The sequence below is a fragment of the Pontibacter pudoricolor genome, from assembly GCF_010092985.1.
In the GTDB taxonomy this organism is placed as follows: Bacteria; Bacteroidota; Bacteroidia; order Cytophagales; family Hymenobacteraceae; genus Pontibacter; species Pontibacter pudoricolor.
The window spans coordinates 2987106-3013001 of record NZ_CP048106.1; the positions used below are offsets into that span (position 1 = coordinate 2987106).

Here is a 25896-nt window from a genome sequence, read left to right on the forward strand (position 1 = left end):
TAGGTTTACTTATTGTTCTTGCCCGTAGCAAACTCCTCTATCATCTTTTTATTGAAAGCCGGAATATCGTCTGGCTTACGGCTGGTAACCAAACCCTGGTCTACTACTACTTCCTCGTCTACCCAGTTGGCGCCGGCATTTTTAAGGTCGGTTTGCAGGGTGTGGTAGCTGGTCATTTTTTTACCATTTACTTTTCCGGTTTCAATCAGGGTCCAGGGGGCGTGGCAAATGGCTGCTACAGGCTTGCCTGAATCCAGGAACTTACCTACAAAATTTACGGCATCTTTATTCACGCGTAGCTTATCCGGGTTCATAACGCCGCCGGGTAGCAGCAGCCCGTCATAGGTATCGGCATTCACTTCGCTCAGCTTTTTATCTACTTTAAATTTCTCGCCCCAGTCAGTGTGGTTCCAGGCTTTTATTTCGCTGTTCTTGTTCGGGGATATAATGTGTGCTTCGGCTCCTTCGTCTTTCAGGGCCTGCATCGGTTTGGTTAGCTCTTCCTGTTCAAATCCTTCTTCTACTAAAACTGCTATCTTTTTTCCTTTAAGTTTATCTGCCATAGTGCTGTGGTTTTAAAATTGGTTTGTACCCCTTTCTAAACGAACTATAGTTTCTTAGGTTAAAAGATTCAACTATAAATAAGCCACTTACCCCTGTCTCGTGAGCCCTTTATATAATTTAAAAAATCTGAATATACCGTTTGGATTTATAGAGAGATAGTTCTTAAGTTTGCATTGTTTAGAATTGATCTAAATAAAGATATGAAAAAGAGCTTTAGCTGGCGAAAACTGTTTAACGATGTGCACCTGTGGCTGGGCATTGGCAGTGGCCTTGTACTATTTATAGTTTGCCTTACAGGCACGATCTACACGTTCAGGTCGGATATTGAGGAAATGCTGGAGCCGGAAAAATACACGGTTGCGGTGCCCGCTAATGCCCAGGCCCTATCCCCGGATATGCTGATCGCTAAACTGGAGCAGGAACAGAAAGGAACAGTTATATCGCTGGAGATTCCGGCTGAAAAGGAAAGCAGTTACCGAGTAAGTATTGCCCCGCCTGTTACGGAAGAGTCAAAAGGTGAAGGCCGTGGCGGCGAGGGCCCAAGACCGACAACTTACTTTGTAAACCCATATACCGGAACTATAGCTGGCACTACCGAAGGCCCTGCTTCGGAGTTTTTTGGCACCGTCATGAAAATGCACCGCTGGTTGCTGCTGGGTGATAGCGTGGGCCGTATTATAGTTGGTATCGCTACCATTATTTTCACGTTCCTGTGCCTGACCGGGCTTGTGCTGTGGTGGCCCCAAAAAATAAAGAACTGGAAGCAAGGCTTTAAAGTGAAGACCGGTGCCAACTGGAAACGCATTAACCACGACCTGCACAACACCTTCGGCTTTTATGCTTTTATATTACTGCTGATCATGTCGCTAACGGGCCTTTGCTGGTCGTTTGAGTGGTACCGCGAAGCACTGGGCAAAGTAATGGGCGCCGAGGTATTTAAGGGCCGCAAAGAAAAACCACTGTCCAGTTTTGCCGCCGCTGATGCGACCACCTTATCTGCCGAAGATTTTATAGTTAAAGCCAACGCCCTGCTGCCCTACCAAGGTAACCTGCGTATTTCGCTACCAGATAATGACACCACCGCTGTAGTTATTACAAAGAGCCAGGCCGGGTTTTTAGCCCTGAATGCATCTGATAAAGTACAGCTGGACCAGCACAATGGCCAGCCGCTTAAAGTTGATATTTTTGCCGACAAGCCTTTGAACGAGCAGATCATATCGCTGATTAAGCCGCTGCACCTGGGCGATGTATATGGTACGTTCTCTAAGATACTCTACTTCCTGGCCTGCCTTATCGCCACCAGTTTACCGGTAACCGGCACTATTATCTGGATAAACAAGCTAAACAAAAAAGGAAAGAAAAAGCTGAAGGCAAGAACTATAGCAACAGCATAAACTATAGTTGCCGGTTAATCTTCTTCGCTTTATAGCAAGCTATAGTTAATAACCTTAAAGCACCTGTCATCTGGTTGGCAGGTGCTTTTTTGTTACCAGTTATACCGGTGTAAGCGGGTGTACTCGTGTAAAAACGTAGCTATATCGGAGCTTATATTATAGGATCTAATCTATAGTTCAGACAGTTGTTCGATTATAATATTCCCTGCGGCCAAGTACTCTATTTTTATAGAATTATAGTAAATAATTGATATATTGTATACTGCAAGCTGTTACCTTTTGGTAATACTTAAAATTACTTCGCCTATAGTGCAGATATATATGCTTTAGGTTATCCGGGAGTTGATGGTAATAAAAACAACAATGAGACGAAAGCTTATACTCTTACCCTTACTTCTAGTCCTAGGTGGAAGTGCTTCTGCTCAATCATTTTTAGAAGTGTATGAAGCTTACCAAACTAAAAAATAAATGCTGTAAGGTCAGCTAAAAGTAGAAAGCTTTTTAAAAGAGTGCTTTCAGAAAGAATAGCCCAACTTGATTCAGTTTTCAGAAACCACAAAATCAAAACAGGTTATGACTTTAACAACGCTGATACAATTAACATCATCATTCAAACAAGCATTGAGAGTAACTATAGCAGCGTCATAATCTGGAACTTCAAGGACACAATTTCCTACAGAGAAGATGTAAAAGTGGAAGTAACCGGAAAGGAGAAGAAGATTACTGTGTATGCGCCTTTCCTTGACAAAAATGAGCATGGAATCTCTATTAGCCCAGACAGAGATTCACTAGTTGTATTGGCAAGTATAGGGACTTTTGAGAAAGCTCTGCAGATGGCAGAAGACCATCCTATATTCGATGGAGCTATCTCTAATATTATAAAGGCAGAGAAAAGGAATGGACGTTATTTTATCAGAAACAAATATCTTCCTCCTTTTGGTTTTATCAGAAATAGCAATAAAAAATAATAGCGATGAAAGAATTAGCTGTCTTGGTTATTTGTGTCTTGTGCTCGTTTTCTGGGTTTGGCCAGGACAATAGTGGAGTTAGGAAATTTTCAGATACAGAAAAGGCAATCATCCGGTACAGAACTCTCACTCAGCAAGCATGGGAGGCAAATAATGAAAAGCTAGCTCTTAGCTACATGGATTCTGTAAAAATCAGCATTGTTGGCTCCTATGTAGACAGTCACACGTTTAAGACAATGGGCGATAAGAAAGTAAGCCTAGAGAGCCTTAAGAAACCTGTGCTATTGATTACCTCTGCCACGTGGTGCGCTCCCTGTATCGGGGAGATCCTTGCCCTGAATAAAGTAGCTGAGGAGTACTCGGATAGAGTAGACTTCTTGGTATTGTTCCACGATGCAAAAAATGAGAAGTTAGAAAAAGTTGTGAAGCAGTATGGAAACGCAGTTTCGGTTGTAGCTTCAGAAAAGAAAGAAGAAGATCCGCATACACTCGATATTGCTGGCTTTAGGCACATCACAGGGTATCCAACGAATTACTCCATTGACAGAGAAAGAAGAATCATTGCCTACTCGCAAGGAGCCGCAGTTGCCAGGACCTATGATAATGGGAAAGGAGAAACGATTACGATCACAAAGGAAAGAGCCGATGAGCTCAACTATATCCGGCTAAAGGAAGAAGTGGAGCACTTAATTACCAAAAGCTACTAACACGGTACGGGCTACGCCTCGTTCACCTTATATACAAGTCCGTTAGGCTAGATTTAAAGTCCCAAGCAGTGCTATAGTATAACCAAATCAAAATAATTATAACAACCTAAAACAATGGAAAAAACAGTGATTACCATCACGGCTACAATCGCAGCAGGCATCAGCAAAGTTTGGGAGTATTATACCAACCCCGTGCACATAACCCACTGGAATTTTGCCACGGAAGACTGGCAATGCCCGAGAGCTGAAAACGACCTGCGCGTTGGCGGAAAATATAATGCAAGAATGGAGGCCAAAGACGGAAGTTTCGGTTTTGATTTTGAAGCGGTTTATGAGGAAGTAGTAGATCAGAAAAAACTAACCTATACTTTAGCCGACGGAAGACAGGTGACCACTGAGTTTAAAGACCTGGACGGCACCACAAAAGTAACCACCACCTTTGATGCGGAAAACGAAAACGATGTGGAAATGCAGCGCGCCGGCTGGCAGGCAATACTGGATAACTTTAAAAAGTACGTTGAAACAAACTAACAGCCCGAAACTATAACAGACCCCGGAACCAGCAAACCAAACCATGCATCCCATCCTCAGAAACATTTTAGCAGTTATTGCCGGCATTGTTACCGGCAGCATCGTAAACATGGGCCTTATCCAGGTAAGCGGTTCCATTATTCCGCCACCAGACGGTGCAGATGTTACCACCACCGAAGGCTTAAAAGCAGCCATGCATTTATTCGAGCCGAAGCATTTTATTTTTCCATTTCTGGCACACGCGCTGGGCACTTTTGCAGGGGCTTTTGTAGCAGCTATAGTTGCCGCAACCCATAAACTCAGATTGGCATTGGCGGTAGGTGTATTTTTCCTGGCCGGAGGCATTGCCAGCGTATTTATGCTTCCTTCGCCAACCTGGTATACTATAGTTGATCTAACTGCAGCCTACCTCCCGATGGCCTGGCTGGCAGGCAAACTGGTAACCAGAAAAAGCAGATCTGCACGCCAGGCAAACTTAGCATAACTAACCTACGCATGGCCAGCCGTTACAGCAGCTGGAAACAAACATCAAAAACAAATGAGCCAGAAACTGAACAAGAACAGGTATGTTGCCTTCCTACGTGGCATAAATGTAGGTGGCAAGCATAAAGTACCGATGGCGGAGCTTAAAACGGAGATGGAAAAACTGGGATTCGGGCATGTAGAAACACTGCTAAACTCCGGGAATGTTATTTTTGATGCTACGCCTGCTCCGGAAAAAGAATTAGAAACTATAATTGGCAATAGTCTTGAAAAAGCTTTCGGCTTCCCGATACCTGTTTTGGTTCGGGATGCTGAAGTGATAGCAGATTTACGTCAAAATAATCCTTTTCAGGAAGTAGAAGTTACCAAAGACACCCGCCTTTACATTTCCTTTCTGAAAGAGAAGCCTGCAAATGACTTAACTAACCCGTGGGCCACAGCAGACGGAGCTTTCCAGGTACTGGAAGTGCGGGATAGAACAATATGCAGTGTACTGGACCTTGCAATTACCCAAACCACAAAAGGGATGGGTGAACTGGAGGCACTTTTCGGCAAAAGCATGACCACCAGGAACTGGAACACGATAGATCGTATAGCAGCTAAAATGTAAAATGGCAGCCTTACTTATCCCTTCTCCCATCTAACTATAACACTACGCATACAAAGCTATAGTTTCTTTTTAACATCAGCTGGCAATGGCAGGCCGGATGGTTGTATTATGCCGATTTCCTTATTTTGCTGTTCACTAAAAAAGCGCTTATGCTTCATGCCGGCTTCGCGGGCCTCTACTTCAAACTTGTTGTTATAGTATCCTACCCGCCACGATTCTTTCAGGTAAAGCCACAAAAACCGGAAAAAGCCATGCTCCTGAAATTGTCTGATGTGGCACAGCTCATGCTCAAACCAGCCTTTGTCTTCTAAAAAAGTCTGCCTGTCTACGCCGCTCAGGTGTATACTTTTGCCCAGTACCATGGCTACGTTCCGGCTCTTTAAAACCATGCAGGCAATACGGGCAAAAGGCGATCGTTCTACAATTTTATAGTTCATTTTTCAGGCAATCAATTTTATAACTTTTATACTTCGGTTTTAAACTATAACAACATCCTAGAGGACTAACGGTGTCTAACCATGGGTGAATACACCTTATTTACAGGCGAATATGCAAAACCCCTCATTTGCCTGTTAAAAATTTTGCACTTATCTTTGCCCAAAGCAGCATTAAACAAAATACCATTATACTGTTTAAAGCCAATTTTGGAGTAGAAAAGCTGCTTAAATAAGGTGAAACTGTTTACCCGCGCGGTGCGGGAGCTAACTAGCCAAACCCTATGAAAAAAACCATCATACTAAGTATACTGGCGACTTTGTCGCTTGTTCTGTCATACTTCTACGAAGTTACGCCTGCTGAGTCGGCGGACCTGCCTGCACCGGTTGCAACTATAACACCTTACGCCATTAATTCAGGCGAAGACCTGACCAATGCCCTGCTCCTGAAAGCTCCTTTGGTAACCCTGCCGGAGCCTGAACCAAAGCCGGAACCTGAATCGGAGGCATTTTACTCTAAAAAGCTGCGCATGCAGTTTGACACCAGCAAAAACAAAGACCTGATTCAGACAGTGGCCAGTTGGCTAGGCACTCCTTATAGTTATGGACGTGGCTCTAAAAATGGCACCGACTGTTCCGGTTTCGTAACCAGCATTTACCGGGACGTATATGGCATTAAGTTAAGCCGCAGTTCGCAGTCTATGTACCAGGATGTGAGGCGTGTAAAGAAAGACAACCTGCGCACAGGAGACCTGGTTTTCTTTAAGCGCGGACCAAAGCAGCCGATCTTCCATGTGGGCATCTACCTTAAAAACGGCAAGTTCATACATTCTGCTACCAGTGGCGGTGTAATGGTAAGCTCGCTTCAGGAACCTTTCTACCGGAAGAACTACTACGCCGCCGGCCGTGTAAATTAAGCAGCCTAAACTATAGTTTATAAGCCTTGCAGCTACCTGCGGGGCTTTTTTATTTACTATAGTTACAACAATTTTATATCCGGTAAGTATAGGAAGGTTAGCATTACTTTAACCAACTTTGTACCCGCAAAACAGCAACCAGAACCCCGTAAATCAGTAACACAAACAGGCATTACAACTATAACCTATGGATAACCAGGCACCCGACGGCAAAAACATATCCCAAAGCTCGATATTTAAGACCCTGCTGGCAAAAGCTGAAAGATATCTGAAGCACCCTGCAGAAGTGACCAAGCTCCTGAACGAGGCTTTTAAGAAAGCTACGGCTAAAAAAGTGTAGGCACCCTGGCCGCCGAAGCCTGGGAAAACCTGCAACTACTATCGCGCATGATAAAAGCCGCAGTGGCCGGCGACTACAAAGGCATACCCACTACAACACTGGTAGGTGGCGTGGCGGTAATCCTTTACTTTATTATGCCTATTGATATTATCCCGGACTTTATACCGGTAATTGGTTTGCTGGATGATGCCAGCCTACTTGCCTGGTTTATGACAACTATAAAAACAGAGCTCGACCGCTTTAAGGACTGGGACATAATGCACCAGGAACAGCAGCGCCAGGCGGCTCATAACAGCGCACCCCATAACGCCGACAGCTCTTTTGGCACCCCAAAATACAGCGACCGCTCCGGCGATAACGTAGAAGTAGACAGACATACTGAATTGTAATTCTTAAACTACTATACCTATGAAACCAGAAAACAAAAACCAGAACCCGGAAAACAAGGCAACCAAAAAGCAGTCACAAGACCCTGAGGTTGCCGGAACAGGCAAAGCTAACAAAGAACCGACACTACGGTCTTATACAACCGATAGCAGCCGTTCGCACAAAAGCCGTCACGACGATATGGCAACAGGCGGTAACATCCGCTAACTATAAGTAAACTATAAAAAGCCTGCCACTTAAAACCGGCAGGCTTTTTTGTGCTTTTACAAGCCAACGCAGTGGCTTTTACACTTGTAATAACTATAGATTTGAGCGCTCAAAACCCTTATAATATAGTACAATTCAAATACACAGATTTAAATAAAAAGAGAAAAAAGACCGCTATATATTGGATTGCTAAGGCAATAATTATCTATATTTGATCGAAAGATTTTGTATTTTAACTTTTAGCCAAGGTGCCTACAACTTTTTTAAAACTCTCGTCTGTCAATGTTCACATCGACGGCATCGGGAAAGTCTTGATAGAGCGCAGCGATAAAGCCAAGCGCATTAGTATTAGCGTAAGGCCTCTGAAAGGTATCAGAGTGGCCGTGCCTCCCCATATCAGCTTCGATAAAGCCGAACAGCTTATCTATACCAAAGCCGATTGGATAAAGGAGCACCAGACCCGCATGCAGGAGCAGGAAACAAAGGTCACCACTTACGATCCTGATACAGAGTTTAAAACCAGGTTCCATACGCTCCGGTTACTTACCCACGCCCAGTATAATATGCGCTGCGTGATAGAAGGTGGCTACGTTAATGTATTTTACCCTGCCTTTAAAAATGCCAGCGAGCCTGAGGTACAGAAGTTTATCCGCAAATCGATAGAGGAAACGTATCGCAAAGAAGCGAAAGAGTATCTGCCGCAACGGGTTGCTTTCTTTGCCGAACGTTTTGGATTTGAATACCAGACGGTGTTTATCAAAAATGCGAAAAGCCGCTGGGGAAGCTGCTCACACACCAACAACATTAACCTGAACCTGCACCTGATGCGCCTCCCCGACGCCCTGTGCGACTACGTGATTCTGCATGAACTGGCACACACGGTAGAAAAGAACCACGGCCCCCGCTTCTGGAAACTGCTGGATAAAGTTTGCGGCAACTCCAAAGCCCTCGATAAAAAGCTGAAAGATTACCGTATCTCCATTTTTTAAAGCACTGTTATTGATTATACTGTTACTATAGTAAGCTATTATTCATAAAACTCCCTTGCCTGCCTTGTATTGTATATGGGTAAGCAAGGGCGTTTTTATTTAGGGTTGAGGTATAGTTTTATAGCTCATAACGCTGGCGCAAGTCCCCTGACTCGTGACTTAGGATGGGATTAAGTCTCCTGACTCAACTGGCCTAGCAGGGACAGGCATTGTCTAAACCGGGATTAAGGAAGATTTAAAGGATTTCTGGGATAAAGGGAATTACTATAGTTTAGGTTATAGTTCTATAGTTGGCATTTTACCCCTTCCCAGCCTTCCCCTTTTATCGAGGGCCCTACCCCCAGAACAGGGGAAGGAGTTTTCGAGTTGTCGCTATAGTTTGCTTTATCGTTTTATAGTTGCTGCTGTAACCCACCCCTACCCCTCCTGGGAGGGGAATTTCGGCTATTGTTATAGTTTAGCTATGGTTCTATAGCTTGGGTTTCAACAACCTACTTTACGTTCTCGCGGGACGCAAGCGAGGGCATTAAAGAGGTTGAATTTAATAGAATGAAACGACCCTGCCCCAAGCGGACAATTCTGCTAAGCTATAGTTTACGCTATATATGCTATAGTTCTATAGTTACCGTTTGTCATCCCCCTACCCCCTTCGAAGGGGGACTTTTCTGCTGCAGCTTCCCTAACTGTCATTCCGACCAGCGGGAGAAATCTGAATGAGCTATTTTTACTTATCATGAGCAGGACAGGTTTACCTGTCCCTACGAAACTACCACCACGATAAAGCGATGTAACTATAGCTTTTCCTTTAAACTATAGAGTTACTATCGAGCTGATCGCAGTCTTTGGGTTGAGCGCCTTTGCTTTGTTGCGGTGCCGCAAGGCAACACGAGGTACGAGTGTAGCAAGAAAGCAGCAGCGCGATGCCCTTATCGAGGGCCCCTACCCCCAAGACGGGGCCTCCCGGCCGTGAGGGCACCAAAGCCAACTATAAAACAGTAGGCTAGTAAAGCTCCCAGGATTAAAGAAGGCTATGGAAGAAAAGGCTTGGTTCAGATAGTAAAGCAGTCAACTATAGCACTCAGATTTCTCTTGACATCGAAATGACAAAAGAGAAACTATAGAACAATTATAACCCCTCACAGCTACGCTGGCTCTTTTTGACTCACGTCTCAAGAATGCTCGAAATGACAACTAATAAAAATAATGATCAACTAAAATGGCTTTAAACTATAAAAGGCGGGAATTACCCGCCTTTTATAGTTTAAAATGTAAAACTGTTATGCCGCTACCAGGTCCGAATGATCAGCCACATAGGTTACAAAGTCTCCAACCGTGTTAATCGGAACTTCATCCGGAATAACAATGTGGTACTTCTTTTCAAGGGCAAGAATAATATCAACTACATCCAGCGTATCAAAACCGAGCTTTTGCTCCAGGCTCACATCGCTTTTCAAACGGGATGGCTTTACTTTTTTTGTTCTGCTAATGATGCGGATAACCTCCTGCTCAATAGCTTTATCTGTTGTAATCATGGGTACTATTAATATGTGTATTCTCTAACTTTACCATTCACAGGCAATTCGTCCTGCTTTATTTTTAAGGCTGCGGCGCGCTTCTTTTTACCGATCAGCCTGTCTTTTAATTTCTCATTCAGCAAGTACATGACCGGCACTATAAGCAGCGTCACGATCGTCGCAAATCCCAGGCCAAAAATGATGGTCCAGGCCAGCGGGCCCCAAAAAGCTGCACTTTCGCCACCCATAAAAAAGTTCGGTTTAAACTCCGTAAACAAAGTATAGAAGTTAAGGTTGATGCCCAGCGCCAGTGGCACCAGCCCCAGTATAGTTGCCGTGGCTGTAAGCAGCACCGGGTTAAGGCGCGTTTTACCGGCTTCTACTATCGCCTCCTTCAGTTCCTTTCCTTCTTCCAGCAACAGGTCTGTAAACTCAACTATAAGGATACCGTTCTTCACCACTATACCAGCCAGCGCCACTATACCCACGCCCGTCATAACTATAGACGCATCCATTTTAAAGATCGAGAAGCCCAACAGCACCCCGATAATGGAGAACAGTACTTCTGATAGGATGATAAATGGTTTGGATACCGAGTTGAACTGCGTAACCAGGATCAGGAAGATGATGAAGAACGCTGCTACCAGCGCCAGTAACAGAAACTGGAACGTTTCCTGTTGCTCTTCCTGCTGGCCGCCCATGCGCACTTCGTAACCCTCCGGCGTCTGGAAATTCTGCAGCGATTGCTCTATCTGTTGCACCACTTCGTTGGCGTTGTACCCGGCCAGCACATTCGACTCTAAAGTTACGACACGTTTCAGGTTTTTTCGCTTAATACCGCCATAAGTTGTGCCATATTCTATGGTTGCCACCGACGATAATGGTATCTGGCGCACCTGGCCTGAGTTCATGTCACGGAACGTAATGCGGGAGTCCAGCAGGGCATCTATGTTTTTGCGGTAAGGCTCTGCATAACGCACCTGTATCGGGTATTCGTCTTCGTCGAGTTTAAATTTAGAAGCTTCTCTGCCAAAAATAGCTGTTCTTATCTCCTGCCCTATCTGGGCGGTGCTGATGCCCTCGCGGTTGGCACGTTCCCGGTTAATGTTGATCACAATTTCCGGCTTGCTGTCTTCCAGGTCCGATTTCAGGCCTTCAATTCCTTCAATCTGCTGGTTACTGATAAACTGCTCCACATTTTTAGACAGCGCGATCAACTCCGGAAACTCTTCGCCAGATATCTCGATACTGATCGGTTTACCAACCGGCGGGCCGTTCTGTTCTTTATCCACGGTAATTTCCGCACCTGGTATCCCTTTCACCGACTCCCTTATCTCGCTCAGATATTCCGAAGTGGTTTTATCGCCGGTGCGGTCCATAAACTCTACAAAAGCTACCGTTACTTTGCCTTTATGCGATTGTGCGGTAGTGCTGCGGTCGTTCTGGTCGCCGGCGCCAATCGCCACGTTCGAAATAACCGACTCTACATCCGGATTCTTTTCGCCGATCACTTTATAAATTCGCTTCTCTACTACCTGTGTTACCGAGTCTGTTACTACCTGGTCGGTACCTACCGGCATCTGGATATAAGCATACACAAAGTTCGGATCGCTGTCGGGGAAAAATACCACCTTTGGCGAGCGCACGGCCACCAGTACTATAGAAAGAATCAGCAGCCCGAAGATGCCCGCAAATACCCCGACCGGTCGCCACCCTACCAGCATCCAGCGCAGCAATCTCTCATAGCCAGCCATAAACCTAGGCAGCGTGTTGTTCTGGAATTGGTTGATCAGCCCGGTGAAAACAAAGCGGTTAAGGGTTACCAATATTACACCAAGCATGATCAGGTTAGCCGTACCGAACGAGCCGATTATGTAGAAAATAATGGCTACTGCCACAATCACTCCTATAATGATCAGGAAGCGTTTGTTGCTTTTTGCTGTCGGAGCGGCGTGGTCCTTTTTCATAAAAGAAACCGCAAACACCGGGTTGATGATGAAAGCCACCAGCAACGACGCCATCAGGGTTACGATAAGCGTGATAGGCAGGTAGAACATAAATTCACCCACTATACCCGGCCAGAACAGCAGCGGAAAGAAAGGCGCTATAGTTGTAAGCGTGCCCGCCAATACCGGCACAAACACTTCGCCGGCAGCCACTTTTGCCGCTTTAATTACGGGCAGGTTAGAGTTATGAAAGATACGGTGCGTGTTCTCGATCACCACAATGGCATCGTCCACTACTATACCCAAAGCCAGCAGAAAGGCAAACAGCACGATCATGTTCAGCGATACGCCCATTGCATCGAAAAGCAGGAAGGCCACGAACATGGAGATTGGCACCGACAACCCCACAAAAATGGCGTTGGTGGTACCCATAAAGAACATCAGGATTATAGTTACCAGCACAAACCCGATGATGATGGTGTTGATCAGGTCGTTTAGCGTGTGCCTGGTTTGGGTGGCTTGTTCGCCGGTAACCGTTACTTTCAGGTCTGATGGCAGCACCGTGCCTTCCATTTCGCTCAGCAGGTCATCTATTTTGTTTGATGCCTCGATCAGGTTTTCGCCGCTTCGCTTGATCACGTTCAGGGTAATTACCGGGGCATTATCCAGGCGGGCAAAGCTTTCCTGCTCTTCAAAACCCTCTCTTACGGCAGCAATCTCCTTTAACCGGATGTTGGCACCGGGCACTGACTTCACCACAATATCGCCGATCAGGTTCGGGTCTACGTACTGGCCCACCACGCGCACCGAGCGTTTCATTTCGCCCACGGTTACATTACCGCCCGAAAGCGTCATGTTTTCCATGGCAATGGCATTGGCAATATCGTTGAAGGTAACCTTGGCGGCCTGCATTTTATACATGTCCACATCCACCTGCACTTCCTTATCCAGGGCGCCGGCCATGTCCACGCGGGTTATCTCGCTCAGCGACTCAATACGGTCCTGTATGTCTTCAGCATAGTTCTTCAGCTGGTCCAGGCTATAGTTACCCGACACGTTTACCTGCATGATCGGGAACTCCGAGAAGTTGATATCTTGCACGCTTGGCTCCTGGTCCAGGTCGGTAGGCAAGTCAGAGCGCGCCTTGTCCACGGCATCTTTTACCTGCTGCTTCGCTTCCGACACATCCACGTCGGTGTTAAACTCCACCACTACCATCGAGAAATCCTGGATGGAATTGGATGTGATCTTTTTAACTCCGGAGATAGATTTTATTTCCTTCTCGATAGGCCGTGTCACCAGGTTTTCCATATCCGTGGGCGATGTACCGGGATAAATGGTGCCCACAAACACGGTCGGGATCACGATGTCGGGGAAGTTCTCTTTCTGGATGTTGATGTAGGCAAAGATACCCCAGACCGAGAGGATCAGCGTGATGATGTAGATGCTGGTTTTATTATTGACAGCCCAACTGGTTGGTTTAAACTCTTTCATAGTTTCAGGAATGTAGGGTTTATTTCTGGCTCAGGCTGCTGCCGGCAGGTTGCTCAAACACAACAGGCTGGCCTTCGTTCAGGCTTTGGTAGCCGGCGGTAATTACCTGGTCGTTGGCTGCCAGTCCGCTCAGCACTTCGGTTTTGCCCTTGTAGGTCTGGCCCGTCTTTATCTCGCGCTTGGCTGCCACGTAGCCGTTGCCTTCTTTTTTAGCCACATACACGTACTCCGATTTCTCGTCTTTCTGCACCAGGTTAACCGGCACCACAATAGTCTTATCGTTGCTATAGTCCCGGATGCGCACCACTGCTACCAGGTTAGGGCGCAGCTCTACGGCTTTGGCATCTTTTAGCTTGAGCTCTACGGCAAATGTGCGGCTGGTCGGGTTAATGAAATTGCCCACTACATTCACTGTCGTCTCTACTTCTTTATTCAAATCCGGGAAATAAACTATAGCCTTATCGCCTTTACTGATATGTGTCAGGTAAGCTTCAGACACTTCGGCCACAATTTTGCCACCGGCAATGTTTACTACCCTGATGATGCCCACGCCCGGCGCTACTGCTTCGCCCGCATTCGGAATCACTTCATCTACCACACCGCTAACCGGGGCTTTCACATTAAACTGATCGCGTTGCTGCTGCAGGGCTGCCAGGCTACGTTCGAGCGCTTCCTTGTTATTCTTGGCGGTCAGGAACTGCATTTCGGTACCGATCTTCTGGTCCCACAGGTTTTTCTGTTTTTCGTAGGCGATGCGGGCCAGATCCAGGCGGGTGCGTAATTCAGCAAGGTTCTGTTCCAGTACCTGTGCATCTATAGTTGCCATCGTCTGCCCTTTGCTTACACGGTCGCCGGGCTGCACGCGCACGCTGGTTAGCACACCCGGCACACGGGCACTTACCAGTACATTCTGGTCAAACGTTACCTTGCCCTGCATTTCCAGGTAGTGGCTAAAGGTATCCGGCTGCACTGTCGCCACCGACACCGGCACTGTTTTCTTCGGCTTGTTTACCTTTTTGCCTTCGGCTTTAAGTTGTACTTCCAGGTCGGCTATCTGCTTTTCTATAGTTGCCTGCTGCTCGCGCAGATCAGCTAACTGGGCTTCCTTGTCTTTTTTTCCGCAGCCGGCAAGGCCAAGTATTAGCGCTATAGTTGCGATGCCTATAAAGCGGGTCATTTTCAGTTCTGTCAGGTTTTTCATGGTTTTATTTCGTGGTCAGGGTGCCGTTGGCTTTTTCTAAATTTACTTTGGCTATCAGGGCGTCGTAGATGGCGGCGTAATAATTGGTTTGCGCCTGGCGCAGATCGGTTTCGGCGGTTATCACTTCCAGGTTAGAGCCCACACCTTCCTGAAACTTGATCTTAGCCACACGGGCTATACTTTCGGCCAGCTCCAGGTTCTCCTGCTGCGATTTCAGTACATCCAGTGAGTTAGTAAGTTCTGTGGAGGCTTGCTCAAGCTCCAGTTCTATGCTTTGGCGCAGTGTCTCGAAGCCGTATTTTGTGTTTTCTAACCTGAGTTTGGCCTGCTGCGCCTGGTAATGTCTTCTGAGCCCGTCGAAAATCGGTACCTGGAATTGCGCGCCAACATAACCGAAGTCGAACCAGTTGCGGTCTGTGGTATTGTTGGCACCGGCGCGTACATTCATGATATCCGAAAACGACTCCCCGACACCACTATAGCCGTAGCGGGCGTTCAGGTATAGTTTAGGCAGGTAACCGGAATTGATGTTGCGCACATCCAGGACAGCCAGGTCGCGCTGTGTTTCCAGGATGGAGTATTCGATGCGGTTGCTATAGTTAAAGTTCTGTGTGCTGGACTGGGTAACGCCTACCTCCACTTCGCTTAACTTGTCGGTTAAAACTATAGCCTGGTTTTGTGGCAATCCCATCTGAAATTTCAGCAGGTTCTCGCTTAACTGCATCAGGCGATCGGCTTTTTGCTGCTCTACTTTCAGGTTGTTGTACGATACGCGCAGGCGGTCCACATCCAGCTGTTCGGCCACACCATTCTGAAACATGATGCGGGTCTGGCTCAACAGCGTATCCAGGCGCACCAGGTTCTGGTTCAGGAGCTCAATCCGCTCCCGGTTTACCAGCACACCATAGTAGGCTTTGCTAACCTGTTCGGCTATATCGATCTCGGATTGGGTAGTGGTTTTGCGCGATAGCTCGGTGTAAGTTTTAGCAGCCTTCAACCCGATCAGGTAAGACCCGTCAAACAATAGCTGGCTGCCGGTTACAGTTGCAGAGCCGGTGTAAGGGCGTACAAACGTAATGACCTGCAGGCCTTCTTCACCAGGGCGTGGCTTCGGGGTAGAATAAGTTGGTGCAAGCGTAATCGGCTGGCCGGAAGCCAGTTGCTCCGGTGTAATAACGAACGGATCAAGCACTTTTGGCGCTCCACCGAAATCTTTCGGGTCCAGTAAGGTTTTCTGCTGTATAAAGTTATTGCCTACTTCAACAGCCGCGTTTAGCTGCGGCAAACCCATCGCCCTGATCTCGCCGGTTCTGGCTTTGGCAATTTTCTCCTCATTCTGTACTGCTTTTAAGCTGGCTCTGTTTTGCAGGGCATAATCTATACTTTGCTGCAGGCTAAGCGGCATGGCTTCCTGGGCCTGCAACTCCGAAAAGCTGAACAGTGCCAGTAGTGCAGCCAGTAGTGTACTTCCTTTTTTCATGTTTTATTCTGGTCAGGTAGTAGGTTATTCTTCTTCTTTTATCTGCTTCAGCTCGTTTATCAGTTTGTGCCCTTTCAGGGTGGCTAAACCCAGCATGTAGTGCTCCAAGGTTGCTAACTGCACGCGCTTCAGGTCGTATTTATGTGGCGGAAAAAGCACGGGGTTAAAGGGCAACTCCACCTGTACCAGGCGTACTTTGGCCATCACTTCCACATCCAGGTCTTTGCGGTAAAGGCCTTCTTTCATGCCGCGCAGCAGGTTCAGCTTTATCTTTTCAAACATATAGTCGTCGCGGTGCTGCATCCATAGTTTAAAAGCCTCAGGGTGGTATTTCTGCAGGTCATGGAAAACGGAAGGGTGAAACTGGTTAAAGAGCTCGCGCGTCATGGCCATGATGTTAAAAAGCTCCTCGATCGCATTGGCAGAGTCCTGAAAGTGCACTTCACAACGCTGCTGCATATCCTCCAGGTAAGCACCTGTAGAGGCCACCACAATTTCATTCTTGTTCTCAAACCATTTATAGATCGTTTTTTTCGACATCGCCAGGAACTGCGCAATATCATCCATCGACACGCTTTTAATGCCCCGCTGGCAAAACAGCTGGAAAGCGGTGCAGGAGATCTTAGTCTTGGCGTCGGTTCTTTCTTCTATCTCGCTAGTACTCATAATGGCGCAAAACTATGGAAACGTTTTTTATATCCAAAGTTTCCGGAGGGGTATTTTGTTTACAGAAAAGCGCATAAAGTTCTCATTTCCAGCTAAATTGCAAAAACCTATAGTTGTCTGTTTCTGTACTGATTTTCTGATAAACTCCTGTGTTATAAAGACTAACACCCGAATAAACTATAGGAATGCCAAACCAGGTACTTCACTAAACCGGTGTTGCAACACAGAAGATTACTACAAAAAAATTTACAGCCCCAGCACAGTTCGCAGCTTTGTATACCCGCTCTTACTCAGCGGGATGCGCACGCCGTTTTTGAGCAGGGCCACATGGCCGTCCTTTTCCAGAGGCTCTATGCGGGTGAGTTGGGCGATCGGGATCATAAAGGAACGGTGCACCCGTACAAACTGCGCCGGGTCGAGCGCCTGTTCGTAATAGCCCATCGTCTTCTTTTTCAGGAAAAGGCCGTCTTTGGTGTGGATCTTTACATAATCGTCGTAGGCTTCCAGGTGCAACACATCCTGAACAGGTATTATCCGGATGTCGTTACCGGCTTTTACTACAATGCGCACGCGTTCTTCGGGTTGTTTGGCGGGTACTTCGTTCAGGTCTATAGTTGGTTTGTCTGCCGTTTCTATAGTTTGCTTTTCCTGCCACTTTTTAAGGGCCGCATTAAACCGCTCCTGGCTGAATGGTTTTAGCAGATAATCAACAGCATTGGCTTCAAAGGCTTTCAGGGCATAGTTATCAAAAGCGGTAGTAAAGATCACGCCCGGCTGCTGCTCTACCAGTTCCAGCATCTCGAAGCCATTTATTTTGGGCATTTGTATGTCCAGGAAGATCAGATCAGGCTGGTGTTGCTTAATGGCTTTTATACCTTCAAATCCGTCACCACACTCCTGAACTATAGTTACATCCGGGTGCTGTTGCAGATACTCGGCAACTATGCTTCGGGCCAGCGGTTCGTCATCAATTATGAGGCACTTGATCATAGTTTTGTGGTATGGTTACGGTGGTGGTAAATTGGTTTTCGTGCTGCTGGGTTTGTACCAGGTCGGGGCGGGCATAAAGCAGGTATAGCCTGCGCTGCACCGAGTTCAATCCGAAGCCTGTTCCTTCCTGCGCCTGCGAGGCATCCGCATCAAAAGGGTTCTGTACTTGGATAATTAATCCTTCTCCTGCTCTGTCAGCTTTTATACTTATCGTGGTATCGCCGGTGGTGCCGTAAAGGCCGAACTTAATCGCATTCTCTACCAGCGGCTGCAGCAACAGAGCTGGCAGTTGTAAGGCCCTGGCATCTTCCGATACTTCCACTATAGTTTGCAGCCGGTGCCCGAAACGCACTTTTTCGATCGCCAGGTATAGTTCCAACTGTATTAATTCTTCGGCAAGGGTTACGTGTTGCTGGTTTTCCTTACGTATGGTGCCCCGCAAGAAATCGGATAGTTGCTGCACCATGGTTCTGGCCTGCTCCGGCCTGCTCCCAACTAACGCGCTGATTGAATTAAGGCTGTTAAACAGAAAATGTGGCTGCAATTGCTGGCGCAAGGTATAAAGCTCGGCTTCGCGGGCCAGTTTTTCGGTGGCGGCTTTTCGTTCTTCGTGCTGGCGCTGCTCTTTAGTATAAAACCAGAACCAGTTTATCAGCAATAATAACAACAGCAGTAACCACCCAAACACCAGCCGCATCGGCAACGAATCAGCCACAAAATCAAGGTATAGCTCATTGGCTACCAACCTATTAACCAGGAAACCATAAACCAACGTGCAGATACCGGCCAGGCCTAAGCTCCAGGCCAGTAGCATTACTCCCTGGCGCAAGGTGGGCTGATAATAGCGCAAGCCCGTGCCTGCTGCATAACCCGCTATAGTTAGCAATGCATTGTAGAGCAGCGCATCTTTTAAAGTCAGGCTCAGGTTATAGTTAGCCGGCAATAATACCAGCACAAACACGCCCGACCAGAAAGCCGCCCACGCCACATATAACCAGACCACTCTTGTTGGAGCCATCGCTTGCAGCAGTCTAAATTAGTAGCTCTTGATATCCAGGCCGCCAAAAAGCGCAGTACCTTTTATAATAAGCACCTTGTTTGGATCATAGCCGCCGGGCAGCATCATGCGCTTATCCGATACGCCACCCAGAATAGCTACTACTTCAGAGCGTACTTCCCAGTGTGGGGGTATAATCAGCGAAGTACCTCCAAAGATCTGCGTCGTGTCCAGCACAACCGGGTGCTGTATGTCGGCCTGCGAGAAATTAAGCTCGTTGCCGCCGAACACGCTTACCACTTCGCCGCCTTTAAAATTTTTAGACAGGATGTTGCGCTTTACACCACCTAAAATGGCCGTCGAGTTTACATAGTCGTCTCCGGAAGCACCTGCATCACCGGCAAACGTATTTTCGGTGGTGGTAGCAGTAGGAATCTCCCTGTGCGGGTGGGTTTCTGATATACCTGTTGTGTAGTAATGGCGGGAGCTATGTTTCGGTTTAAGCATTACCCAAAGCCCGATAACTATGATTACGATAGGCCAGAGGTAATTGCGAAAGGATATGCCCGGCACGTATTCATCTATTAGAAAAATTACACCTAAGGCCACCGGCAAAATCCAGCCCGGGTTCCGGAATGAGTGCTTGAAACCGATAAACAAACCAACAAGAATCGGGATCATCTGCCATGAGAAGAGCCAGTGCGGCAAAAGGACTGCATTCATTTTATAAGCCAGCAACACGACGCCTACCAGTATGAGCAGCAAACCAGCCATTACCCTACCGCTTCTGTTATCGGTTCTGTTCTTCCAGCCTTTGTACCTTTTGTTTGAGTTTAGATCTTGATTTTCCATAGTTGTCTTGTTTTAATTTCTGATCAAATGTACTTCAATCAGCAACTGGCGGCTATAGTTAGTAGGCTGACCGGGGCAAAAAGTAGGTAAGCGGCAGGATTGCGTCGGTAAACAAAGATGTGCTTCTGCTTACCGCGTACCTATAGTATAGTAAAGTTGCTATATTATTTTGATTTTACCCCTTCCCAGCCTTCCCCTTTTTTCGAGAGCCCTGCCCCCAGAACAGGGGAAGGAGCTTTCTGCCTTTGCTCTGGTTTGTTATTGTTTTATAGTTGGCATTTTAACCCACCCCTACCCCTCCCAAGAGGGGAATCTCCAGCTGTTGCTAAAGTTGGTAGTTACAGTTCTATAGCTACTGTTTGTCATCCCCCTGCCCCTTCAAAGGGGGACTTTTCTGCTACGGCTTTTCAAGCTGTCATTTCGACCTGCGGGAGAAATCTGACTCTGCTATAGTTTGAATTATAGTTCAATAGACACAGACCATGATCGGACAGGTCGCGACCTGTCCCTACGGAACTATAGCCACGATAAGGCAATGCAACTATAGCTTATCATTCAACTATAAAAATTACTATCGAACTGATCACAGTCTTTGGGTTGAGCGCCTTTGATTTATTGCGGTGCCGCCAGGCAACCCGAGGTACGAGGGTAGCAAGAAAGCAGCAGCGCGATACCCTTATCGAGGGCCCCTACCCCCAAGACGGGGCCTCCCGGCCGTGAGGGCACCAAGGCCAACTATAGTACAATAGGTGAGTAAAGCTCCCAGGATTAAAGAAGGCTATGAAAGAAAAGGCTTGGCTCAAGTTGCAACAATAGCAAACTATAGAACTCAGATTTCTCCTAACGTCGAAATGACAAATGTGGGATTACTTGACAGGTAAGATCCCTTAGCTTCGTTCAGGATGATAGAATAGAAACTATAGGTGAAATAAGATTCCGCACAGCTGCGCTGGCTCTCTTCGACTCTCATCTCAAGAATACCCAAAATGACAAAGATAAAACTACAAGACATATAAGATCTCACAGCTAACGCTTGGGAAGACAGAATAATCCTGCTAATCCACAAACCCTGGTTCAGACAGTTATCATCTATTTATTATCTTTGCATACTATGGTGGAGAACATACAACGAGTAGCACAAGAGATAGAAACCGCGCCGCTTGGCAATGCAGCCGAACTGGAGCAGTTCAGAATAACCTATATAGGTCGTAAAGGCCAGATTGCAGCCCTTTTTGATAACTTAAAGGAAGTTGCACCAGAACAGCGCCGTGAAGTGGGCCAGCAGCTGAACCAGCTGAAAAACCGCGCCCAGGAGCGTTTCGATCAGGCACAGGAGCAACTTTCCAGCTCTACTGAATCTGCCGGCGATACTGGTTTTGATTTTACGCTGCCAACTATACCGAATACGTTAGGCACACGCCACCCGCTATCGTTGGTTCGCCGCGAGATCGTGCGCATTTTTGAGCGTATCGGGTTTAACGTGGCTGAAGGTCCGGAAATGGAGGATGATTTCCACAACTTTACAGCGCTAAACTTCCCAGAGAACCACCCTGCCCGCGAAATGCAGGACACTTTTTTCCTGAGCGAAGATAAGAACCACCTGCTGCGCACACACACCTCCAATGTTCAGGTGCGTTTAATGGAGAACAACCAGCCGCCGCTACGCAGCATCATGCCGGGCCGTGTGTACCGTAATGAGGCTATTTCTGCCAGAGCACACATGGTTTTTCATCAGGTAGAGGGCTTGTACGTAAATAAAGGCGTGAGCTTTAAAGACCTGAAGGAAACACTTTACTACTTTGCCAAAGAGCTTTTCGGCCAGGATACCAAAGTGCGTTTCCGTCCATCGTTTTTCCCGTTCACAGAGCCGAGTGCCGAGATCGACATTTCGTGTCTGATCTGTAAAGGAGAAGGCTGCAACATCTGTAAGCAAACCGGTTGGGTAGAGATCGGCGGCTCTGGCATGGTAGACCCGGCTGTGCTGGAAAGCTGCGGCATCGATCCGAAAGTATATTCCGGCTTTGCGTTTGGTATGGGCATAGAGCGTATTACCATGCTGAAGTACCAGATAAAGGACCTGCGCCTGTTCACTGAAAACGACGTACGCTTCCTTCGCCAGTTTGAAGGGGTAATTTAGACCAGTGATTAATCAGATTTAACTGATTTTTAAGATTCCGGAATCGCTAAGTTCATACTTTTAATTTGTCAATTTAGTCTCAGAAATTATAGTTGATAATCTTGTTAAATCAGTCAAATCTGATTAATCACCGGTCAAACAATTAGCAATTAAACTATGAACTTCGAAGACATACAGACGATAGGTATAGTTGGGGCCGGCACTATGGGGCAGGGCATTGCACAGATCTGTGCGCAGGCTGGCTATAAAACGATACTTTTCGATATAAATGAGCAGGTGCTTAGCAAGGCACAGCAAACCACTACTATAAACCTGGATAAGGGCATAGAACGTGGCAAGCTAACTATGGCTGATAAGACAGCCGCACTAACCAACCTGACCTTTACCGGAAACACACTTGACCTGCACTGTGATGTCATCATCGAAGCGGTGGTAGAGCGCCTGGAAGTGAAGCAAAGCATCTTTAAAGAACTGGCCGACATCAACTCCGACGACACTATACTTGCTTCTAACACATCATCTATTCCGATAACCCGCATCGCGGCTGGCGTACCTAACCCGGAGCGTGTGGTGGGCATGCACTTCTTTAACCCGGCGCATATCATGAAGCTGGTGGAAGTGATCTCTGGCGCAGCAACCAGCCCGGAAGTAGCGCTAACTATAAAACAGCTTGCCCTGAAGCTGGATAAAACACCTGTAATGGCGCAAGATTCTCCCGGGTTTATCGTTAACCGTGTAGCGCGCCACTTTTACGTAGAAGGACTGAAGCTGCTGGAAGAGGGCGTAGCCGATGTAGAAACTATAGATAAGCTGATGCAGGCCAGTGGCTTTAAAATGGGCCCGTTCGAACTGATGGACCTGATCGGCGTAGACACCAATTTCTCTGTAACGACATCCATGTTCGAGGCTTTCCATTATGATCCTAAATTCAGACCAAGTCGCATACAGCAACAGAAAGTGGACGCCGGCCATCATGGGCGCAAAACGGGCAAAGGCTTTTACAACTATAAATAAGTGCCTTGCGCTGCTGGCTATAGTTATACTTAGCGCTTGTAGTTCTGACAATGTTGGCCCCGGCATACCCAATGTACCGGTAAATGAGCAGATCAGCGTAAACAGCCTGCAGTACCCCATGTTACGCCAGGACGGCGGCTATGCCTACATACAAGCAGGTTACCGGGGCATTATAGTTATCCGGCAAACAGCCAGCACCTATTATGCTTTTGAGCGCGCCTGCCCCTACGACCCTGCTGCAAGCTGCGGTGTAGTCACTGTCGATCAATCAAACCTGTTCCTGACCCATAGCTGCTGTGGTTCGCAGTTTAACTTCCAGGGAAATGTTACAGCCGGGCCGGCGGTTTATGGGCTGTTGCAGTATAAAACATCACTTGCCAACAACATCCTTTACATTACAAATTAAATTTTTGCTTTGAGTTTCAGAATCTTATAAAAAGATGAAAGATTTTTTCAGAGTAGTACTTGCATAATCCCTAAAGAGGCTGTAATATTGCATCATCATTCGGCGGTAGAAGCCGCCACTGGACATAAATTCCTCCTTAGCTCAGTTGGTTAGAGCACCTGACTGTTAATCAGGGGGTCCCTGGTTCGAGCCCAGGAGGGGGAGCCCTTAAAATCAGCCACTTGCGAGTAAAATCGTTAAGTGGCTTTTTTTATTTGCATACAATTTGCATACAAAATATATTATATTGCTTTTTCACCCCTAGCTTCTTAAAACTTACAAGAATAACAATCTAAATATTTTCCTTATCTCCGGCTAGTTATGCTATTTATATTTTGTATAATGATAAGTATCTATTATTATCTTTAGAGTTGTCTATATAGTTATTTAAACCGTTTATTATCGTGTCTAAAGAAGAGTCATCCCAAATTCCAAAATTTACATTTATTAGCTTATTCAGTGGCTGTGGAGGATTTGATGAAGGCTTCGAACAAAGCGGTTTTGAATGTTTAGGAGCATTTGATAATGATCAAAGTGTTCTAGATGTTTACAGACGAAACTTAAAAGGCCCTACATTTCTACATGATCTTAGTAGTAATCAGTTACCTAATGAAAGTAACTTTCAAGGTGTTGATGTACTCATTGCCGGCTCACCTTGTCAAGGGTTTTCAACTGCAGGATTAAGAAATTTAAATGATCCAAGGAATAAACTATTACTAGTGGGAGGAGCTATTGCAAAAACACTAAGACCCAGAGTTGTAATAAGTGAAAATGTGATGGGGTCTTTATCAGGAGCTCACAAAATTTATTGGGACACTTTAGTGAATGATTTAGAGTCACTTGGTTATAACATAAAATTTTTAAAATGCTCTGCTACTGACTTCGGTTTAGCACAGCTAAGGAAAAGAATATTTATGATTGCTTGGCGAGGGAGCAAAGATGTTGATTTCACCTTAGAAACCGTTCCAGGGAAAACATTGCAAGAGGCTTTAGATGGGGTTGATTCACTACCAAACCAAGAGCACATTAAGCCAATTACTGATCCTCTTATATTGAAATTGGCAACATATATAAAACCTGGCCAGAAATTATGCAATGTAAGAGGCGGAGATAAGTCCGTCCACACATGGGATATTCCTGAAGTTTTTGGTTTTGTTACAAAAGAAGAGAATCAGGTACTAGAAAAGATTAAGGAACTCAGAAGAAAGATAAGACTAAGGAAGAGTGGTGATGCTGATCCTGTAGCAGTTAGTGACTTACAATTATATTGCAATTTCTATGTACAACCGGTTTTAAATGAACTGATTAGAAAAAAGTTTATCAGAAAGATTGGTGAAAGGTATGATTTACAACATACATTTAATGGGCTTTATAAAAAACTAGAGTGGACAAAACCTTCTATGACTGTGGATACACGATTTGGGGATCCGAGGTTCTTTTTACACCCAGAAGAAGTAAGGGGTTTTTCTGTAAGAGAAGCAGCTAGAATTCAGGGCTTCCGTGACTCGTTTGTATTTTCAGGTAAAGTTAACCAGCAGTTTAAAATGATTGGTAATGCGGTACCGCCACCAATGGCTAAAGGAGTCGCTGATTTGATAAGAAGGGTGTTATAATGAATATTAAGGAACAATATAGAAATAAAATAACTCAGTGGTCAGCAGAAGATGAAGGACGACATTTTCTAGAAATTGATCAAAAAATCAGATTTTTAGCTGATCAATTATATTTAGATTATGAACCGACTTTTGGCCCCTTTCCTGATTTTATTTCAAGACTAGCTAGTTGGGTATTTAATGTGGATGATGAAGAAGATCAGAAACTATTATTAACATTAGTACCCAAAATTTTTTATGTAGGTAGAGAAGAGTTTAACTGTTTACATAGAACAGCTTTTAACTCTCACATTGTTCCTTGGTTAGTTGAAAACGGCGATAGAAAATTTGAAGATATACTCTATGAATCAGATCTGGAGAATGCCATAAGCCAAACTTGGTTTTGCCCTGTTACGGACAGCTTCAGAATAAACCAATTTTACCACCTTAATCAAATCAGTTCGAAGCATACTTTTAGACCTGATTGGAGATCCTTAACCAAGTTTGGAGACAGCCAAAAAATTATTGAATACATCAGAATAAACAATGTAAAGAATCTAGTTTTATTAGAAGACTTTGTAGGTAGTGGTGGGCAAGCAAGCTCACCTATTAAATTTGCCTGCCAACTTTTAGAAGATGTAAAATCTAAGATTGGGTGGGAAGTACGTATACTTTTTTTACCTATGATTATTTGTCCTAAAGGTTTTGATCACATCAACAATACAGTTGTATGGCAATATAATGAACTACTAAGTTTTAAGCCAATAATAAGAATAGGTGAAACAGATGTTATCAATGATGACTCAATTAAACTGAATCATCAATTAAACCCATATGCAGAATTGATGAAACGTCAATTCGCAAAAGTACTTGGTTCAAGTACATCCGGTGAACACAAAAAACTATCTGAGTTTGGCTATAAAAACACAGGTGGAACAGTAGTAATGTTTACCAATACTCCTAATAACTCTTTACCGGTAATCTTTGTTGAGTCAGATACTTGGTCTCCATTATTTAAGAGACATTCTAGAGATTAA

The 25896-nt window shown here is 45.7% G+C and carries 26 protein-coding genes and 1 tRNA gene; 17 read left to right on the plus strand and 10 right to left on the minus strand.

Going from position 1 to position 25896, the window contains the following annotated elements; all coding sequences use genetic code 11:
• Positions 1-5: 5 nt before the first annotated feature.
• Positions 6-563, minus strand: coding sequence for a type 1 glutamine amidotransferase domain-containing protein (locus GSQ66_RS12930; RefSeq protein WP_162427851.1), 558 nt, complete (start codon positions 561-563; stop codon positions 6-8).
• Positions 564-764: 201 nt separating this feature from the next.
• Between GSQ66_RS12930 and GSQ66_RS12935 the strand changes: the two genes are divergently transcribed.
• The 6 genes from GSQ66_RS12935 to GSQ66_RS12960 all read left to right on the plus strand — a co-directional run bounded on the left by GSQ66_RS12935 (position 765) and on the right by GSQ66_RS12960 (position 5257).
• Positions 765-1958, plus strand: a complete 1194-nt coding sequence (locus GSQ66_RS12935; protein WP_162427852.1) for a PepSY-associated TM helix domain-containing protein — start codon at positions 765-767, stop codon at positions 1956-1958.
• Between the two features lie 509 nt (positions 1959-2467).
• Positions 2468-2926 (plus strand): hypothetical protein, encoded by a 459-nt coding sequence (locus GSQ66_RS12940; RefSeq protein WP_162427853.1) that lies wholly within the window; start codon positions 2468-2470, stop codon positions 2924-2926.
• A 5-nt stretch (positions 2927-2931) separates the two neighbouring features.
• On the plus strand, positions 2932-3633 hold the full coding sequence (locus GSQ66_RS12945; protein WP_162427854.1) for a TlpA family protein disulfide reductase: 702 nt from the start codon (positions 2932-2934) through the stop codon (positions 3631-3633).
• A gap of 114 nt (positions 3634-3747) precedes the next feature.
• On the plus strand, positions 3748-4164 hold the full coding sequence (locus GSQ66_RS12950; RefSeq protein WP_162427855.1) for an SRPBCC family protein: 417 nt from the start codon (positions 3748-3750) through the stop codon (positions 4162-4164).
• A 43-nt stretch (positions 4165-4207) separates the two neighbouring features.
• Positions 4208-4648, plus strand: a complete 441-nt coding sequence (locus GSQ66_RS12955; protein ID WP_162427856.1) for a hypothetical protein — start codon at positions 4208-4210, stop codon at positions 4646-4648.
• Between the two features lie 54 nt (positions 4649-4702).
• Positions 4703-5257, plus strand: coding sequence for a DUF1697 domain-containing protein (locus GSQ66_RS12960; RefSeq protein WP_162427857.1), 555 nt, complete (start codon positions 4703-4705; stop codon positions 5255-5257).
• A gap of 56 nt (positions 5258-5313) precedes the next feature.
• On the opposite strand, the gene GSQ66_RS12965 is transcribed toward GSQ66_RS12960, so the two are convergent.
• A complete protein-coding gene (locus GSQ66_RS12965; protein WP_162427858.1) occupies positions 5314-5694 on the minus strand; it encodes a hypothetical protein in 381 nt (126 codons plus the stop codon).
• A 281-nt stretch (positions 5695-5975) separates the two neighbouring features.
• Here GSQ66_RS12965 and GSQ66_RS12970 point away from each other — a divergent pair, with 281 nt between their 5' ends.
• The 5 genes from GSQ66_RS12970 to GSQ66_RS12985 all read left to right on the plus strand — a co-directional run bounded on the left by GSQ66_RS12970 (position 5976) and on the right by GSQ66_RS12985 (position 8531).
• Positions 5976-6608: a C40 family peptidase gene (locus tag GSQ66_RS12970; protein ID WP_162427859.1), complete on the plus strand. Its 633-nt coding sequence runs from the start codon at positions 5976-5978 to the stop codon at positions 6606-6608.
• A gap of 187 nt (positions 6609-6795) precedes the next feature.
• Positions 6796-6948 (plus strand): hypothetical protein, encoded by a 153-nt coding sequence (locus tag GSQ66_RS18985; protein WP_238395678.1) that lies wholly within the window; start codon positions 6796-6798, stop codon positions 6946-6948.
• A 47-nt stretch (positions 6949-6995) separates the two neighbouring features.
• Positions 6996-7337 carry a YkvA family protein gene (locus GSQ66_RS18990; protein WP_238395679.1) on the plus strand — a complete coding sequence of 114 codons (342 nt, stop codon included), beginning with the start codon at positions 6996-6998 and terminating at the stop codon, positions 7335-7337.
• A gap of 19 nt (positions 7338-7356) precedes the next feature.
• On the plus strand, positions 7357-7542 hold the full coding sequence (locus GSQ66_RS12980; protein ID WP_162427860.1) for a hypothetical protein: 186 nt from the start codon (positions 7357-7359) through the stop codon (positions 7540-7542).
• 248 nt (positions 7543-7790) lie between these two features.
• On the plus strand, positions 7791-8531 hold the full coding sequence (locus GSQ66_RS12985) for a M48 family metallopeptidase (protein WP_162427861.1): 741 nt from the start codon (positions 7791-7793) through the stop codon (positions 8529-8531).
• Positions 8532-9808: 1277 nt separating this feature from the next.
• Here GSQ66_RS12985 and GSQ66_RS12990 read toward each other — a convergent pair.
• The 8 genes from GSQ66_RS12990 to GSQ66_RS13025 form a co-directional block, all read right to left on the minus strand.
• Positions 9809-10063: an acyl carrier protein gene (locus tag GSQ66_RS12990; protein ID WP_162427862.1), complete on the minus strand. Its 255-nt coding sequence runs from the start codon at positions 10061-10063 to the stop codon at positions 9809-9811.
• A gap of 8 nt (positions 10064-10071) precedes the next feature.
• The gene (locus tag GSQ66_RS12995; RefSeq protein ID WP_162427863.1) at positions 10072-13485 is read right to left on the minus strand and encodes an efflux RND transporter permease subunit; all 3414 of its coding nucleotides are present in this window, start codon (positions 13483-13485) and stop codon (positions 10072-10074) included.
• Positions 13486-13504: 19 nt separating this feature from the next.
• Positions 13505-14686, minus strand: coding sequence for an efflux RND transporter periplasmic adaptor subunit (locus GSQ66_RS13000; protein ID WP_238395680.1), 1182 nt, complete (start codon positions 14684-14686; stop codon positions 13505-13507).
• Positions 14687-14690: 4 nt separating this feature from the next.
• Positions 14691-16166 (minus strand): TolC family protein, encoded by a 1476-nt coding sequence (locus GSQ66_RS13005; RefSeq protein ID WP_162427864.1) that lies wholly within the window; start codon positions 16164-16166, stop codon positions 14691-14693.
• A 24-nt stretch (positions 16167-16190) separates the two neighbouring features.
• Positions 16191-16832, minus strand: coding sequence for a TetR/AcrR family transcriptional regulator (locus tag GSQ66_RS13010; protein WP_162427865.1), 642 nt, complete (start codon positions 16830-16832; stop codon positions 16191-16193).
• Positions 16833-17078: 246 nt separating this feature from the next.
• Positions 17079-17822, minus strand: coding sequence for a LytR/AlgR family response regulator transcription factor (locus GSQ66_RS13015; protein WP_162427866.1), 744 nt, complete (start codon positions 17820-17822; stop codon positions 17079-17081).
• Positions 17800-18840, minus strand: coding sequence for a sensor histidine kinase (locus GSQ66_RS13020; protein WP_238395681.1), 1041 nt, complete (start codon positions 18838-18840; stop codon positions 17800-17802). The genes GSQ66_RS13015 and GSQ66_RS13020 overlap by 23 nt, the downstream gene beginning before the upstream one ends.
• 18 nt (positions 18841-18858) lie before the next feature.
• Complete coding sequence (locus GSQ66_RS13025; protein WP_162427867.1) at positions 18859-19671, minus strand: LiaF transmembrane domain-containing protein; 813 nt, start codon at positions 19669-19671, stop codon at positions 18859-18861.
• A gap of 1111 nt (positions 19672-20782) precedes the next feature.
• Here GSQ66_RS13025 and pheS point away from each other — a divergent pair.
• The 6 genes from pheS (at position 20783) to GSQ66_RS13055 (ending at position 25896) form a co-directional block, all read left to right on the plus strand.
• Complete coding sequence (gene pheS, locus GSQ66_RS13030; protein WP_162427868.1) at positions 20783-21808, plus strand: phenylalanine--tRNA ligase subunit alpha; 1026 nt, start codon at positions 20783-20785, stop codon at positions 21806-21808.
• 156 nt (positions 21809-21964) lie between these two features.
• On the plus strand, positions 21965-22822 hold the full coding sequence (locus tag GSQ66_RS13035) for a 3-hydroxyacyl-CoA dehydrogenase NAD-binding domain-containing protein (protein ID WP_162427869.1): 858 nt from the start codon (positions 21965-21967) through the stop codon (positions 22820-22822).
• A complete protein-coding gene (locus GSQ66_RS13040; protein WP_238395682.1) occupies positions 22782-23228 on the plus strand; it encodes a Rieske (2Fe-2S) protein in 447 nt (148 codons plus the stop codon). The genes GSQ66_RS13035 and GSQ66_RS13040 overlap by 41 nt, the downstream gene beginning before the upstream one ends.
• Before the next feature lie 130 nt (positions 23229-23358).
• Positions 23359-23432: transfer RNA gene (locus tag GSQ66_RS13045), tRNA-Asn, on the plus strand.
• 239 nt (positions 23433-23671) lie between these two features.
• Positions 23672-24880: a DNA cytosine methyltransferase gene (locus GSQ66_RS13050; RefSeq protein WP_162427870.1), complete on the plus strand. Its 1209-nt coding sequence runs from the start codon at positions 23672-23674 to the stop codon at positions 24878-24880.
• Positions 24880-25896, plus strand: coding sequence for a phosphoribosyltransferase-like protein (locus GSQ66_RS13055; protein WP_162427871.1), 1017 nt, complete (start codon positions 24880-24882; stop codon positions 25894-25896). The genes GSQ66_RS13050 and GSQ66_RS13055 overlap by 1 nt, the downstream gene beginning before the upstream one ends.

Bases quoted from the DNA above. Each gene is read 5' to 3' on its own strand.
- GSQ66_RS12980 (WP_162427860.1), top strand. From the start codon at position 7,357: ATGAAACCAGAAAACAAAAACCAGAACCCGGAAAACAAGGCAACCAAA.
- GSQ66_RS13000 (WP_238395680.1), bottom strand. From the start codon at position 14,686: ATGAAAAACCTGACAGAACTGAAAATGACCCGCTTTATAGGCATCGCA.
- GSQ66_RS18990 (WP_238395679.1), top strand. From the start codon at position 6,996: ATGATAAAAGCCGCAGTGGCCGGCGACTACAAAGGCATACCCACTACA.
- GSQ66_RS13035 (WP_162427869.1), top strand. From the start codon at position 21,965: ATGAACTTCGAAGACATACAGACGATAGGTATAGTTGGGGCCGGCACT.
- GSQ66_RS13010 (WP_162427865.1), bottom strand. From the start codon at position 16,832: ATGAGTACTAGCGAGATAGAAGAAAGAACCGACGCCAAGACTAAGATC.
- GSQ66_RS12945 (WP_162427854.1), top strand. From the start codon at position 2,932: ATGAAAGAATTAGCTGTCTTGGTTATTTGTGTCTTGTGCTCGTTTTCT.
- GSQ66_RS12990 (WP_162427862.1), bottom strand. From the start codon at position 10,063: ATGATTACAACAGATAAAGCTATTGAGCAGGAGGTTATCCGCATCATT.
- GSQ66_RS13040 (WP_238395682.1), top strand. From the start codon at position 22,782: ATGGGCGCAAAACGGGCAAAGGCTTTTACAACTATAAATAAGTGCCTT.
- GSQ66_RS12930 (WP_162427851.1), bottom strand. From the start codon at position 563: ATGGCAGATAAACTTAAAGGAAAAAAGATAGCAGTTTTAGTAGAAGAA.
- GSQ66_RS18985 (WP_238395678.1), top strand. From the start codon at position 6,796: ATGGATAACCAGGCACCCGACGGCAAAAACATATCCCAAAGCTCGATA.
- GSQ66_RS13015 (WP_162427866.1), bottom strand. From the start codon at position 17,822: ATGATCAAGTGCCTCATAATTGATGACGAACCGCTGGCCCGAAGCATA.
- GSQ66_RS12965 (WP_162427858.1), bottom strand. From the start codon at position 5,694: ATGAACTATAAAATTGTAGAACGATCGCCTTTTGCCCGTATTGCCTGC.
- GSQ66_RS12995 (WP_162427863.1), bottom strand. From the start codon at position 13,485: ATGAAAGAGTTTAAACCAACCAGTTGGGCTGTCAATAATAAAACCAGC.
- GSQ66_RS12970 (WP_162427859.1), top strand. From the start codon at position 5,976: ATGAAAAAAACCATCATACTAAGTATACTGGCGACTTTGTCGCTTGTT.
- GSQ66_RS12955 (WP_162427856.1), top strand. From the start codon at position 4,208: ATGCATCCCATCCTCAGAAACATTTTAGCAGTTATTGCCGGCATTGTT.
- GSQ66_RS12950 (WP_162427855.1), top strand. From the start codon at position 3,748: ATGGAAAAAACAGTGATTACCATCACGGCTACAATCGCAGCAGGCATC.
- GSQ66_RS13005 (WP_162427864.1), bottom strand. From the start codon at position 16,166: ATGAAAAAAGGAAGTACACTACTGGCTGCACTACTGGCACTGTTCAGC.
- pheS (WP_162427868.1), top strand. From the start codon at position 20,783: ATGGTGGAGAACATACAACGAGTAGCACAAGAGATAGAAACCGCGCCG.
- GSQ66_RS12935 (WP_162427852.1), top strand. From the start codon at position 765: ATGAAAAAGAGCTTTAGCTGGCGAAAACTGTTTAACGATGTGCACCTG.
- GSQ66_RS13025 (WP_162427867.1), bottom strand. From the start codon at position 19,671: ATGGAAAATCAAGATCTAAACTCAAACAAAAGGTACAAAGGCTGGAAG.
- GSQ66_RS12960 (WP_162427857.1), top strand. From the start codon at position 4,703: ATGAGCCAGAAACTGAACAAGAACAGGTATGTTGCCTTCCTACGTGGC.
- GSQ66_RS13055 (WP_162427871.1), top strand. From the start codon at position 24,880: ATGAATATTAAGGAACAATATAGAAATAAAATAACTCAGTGGTCAGCA.
- GSQ66_RS13020 (WP_238395681.1), bottom strand. From the start codon at position 18,840: ATGGCTCCAACAAGAGTGGTCTGGTTATATGTGGCGTGGGCGGCTTTC.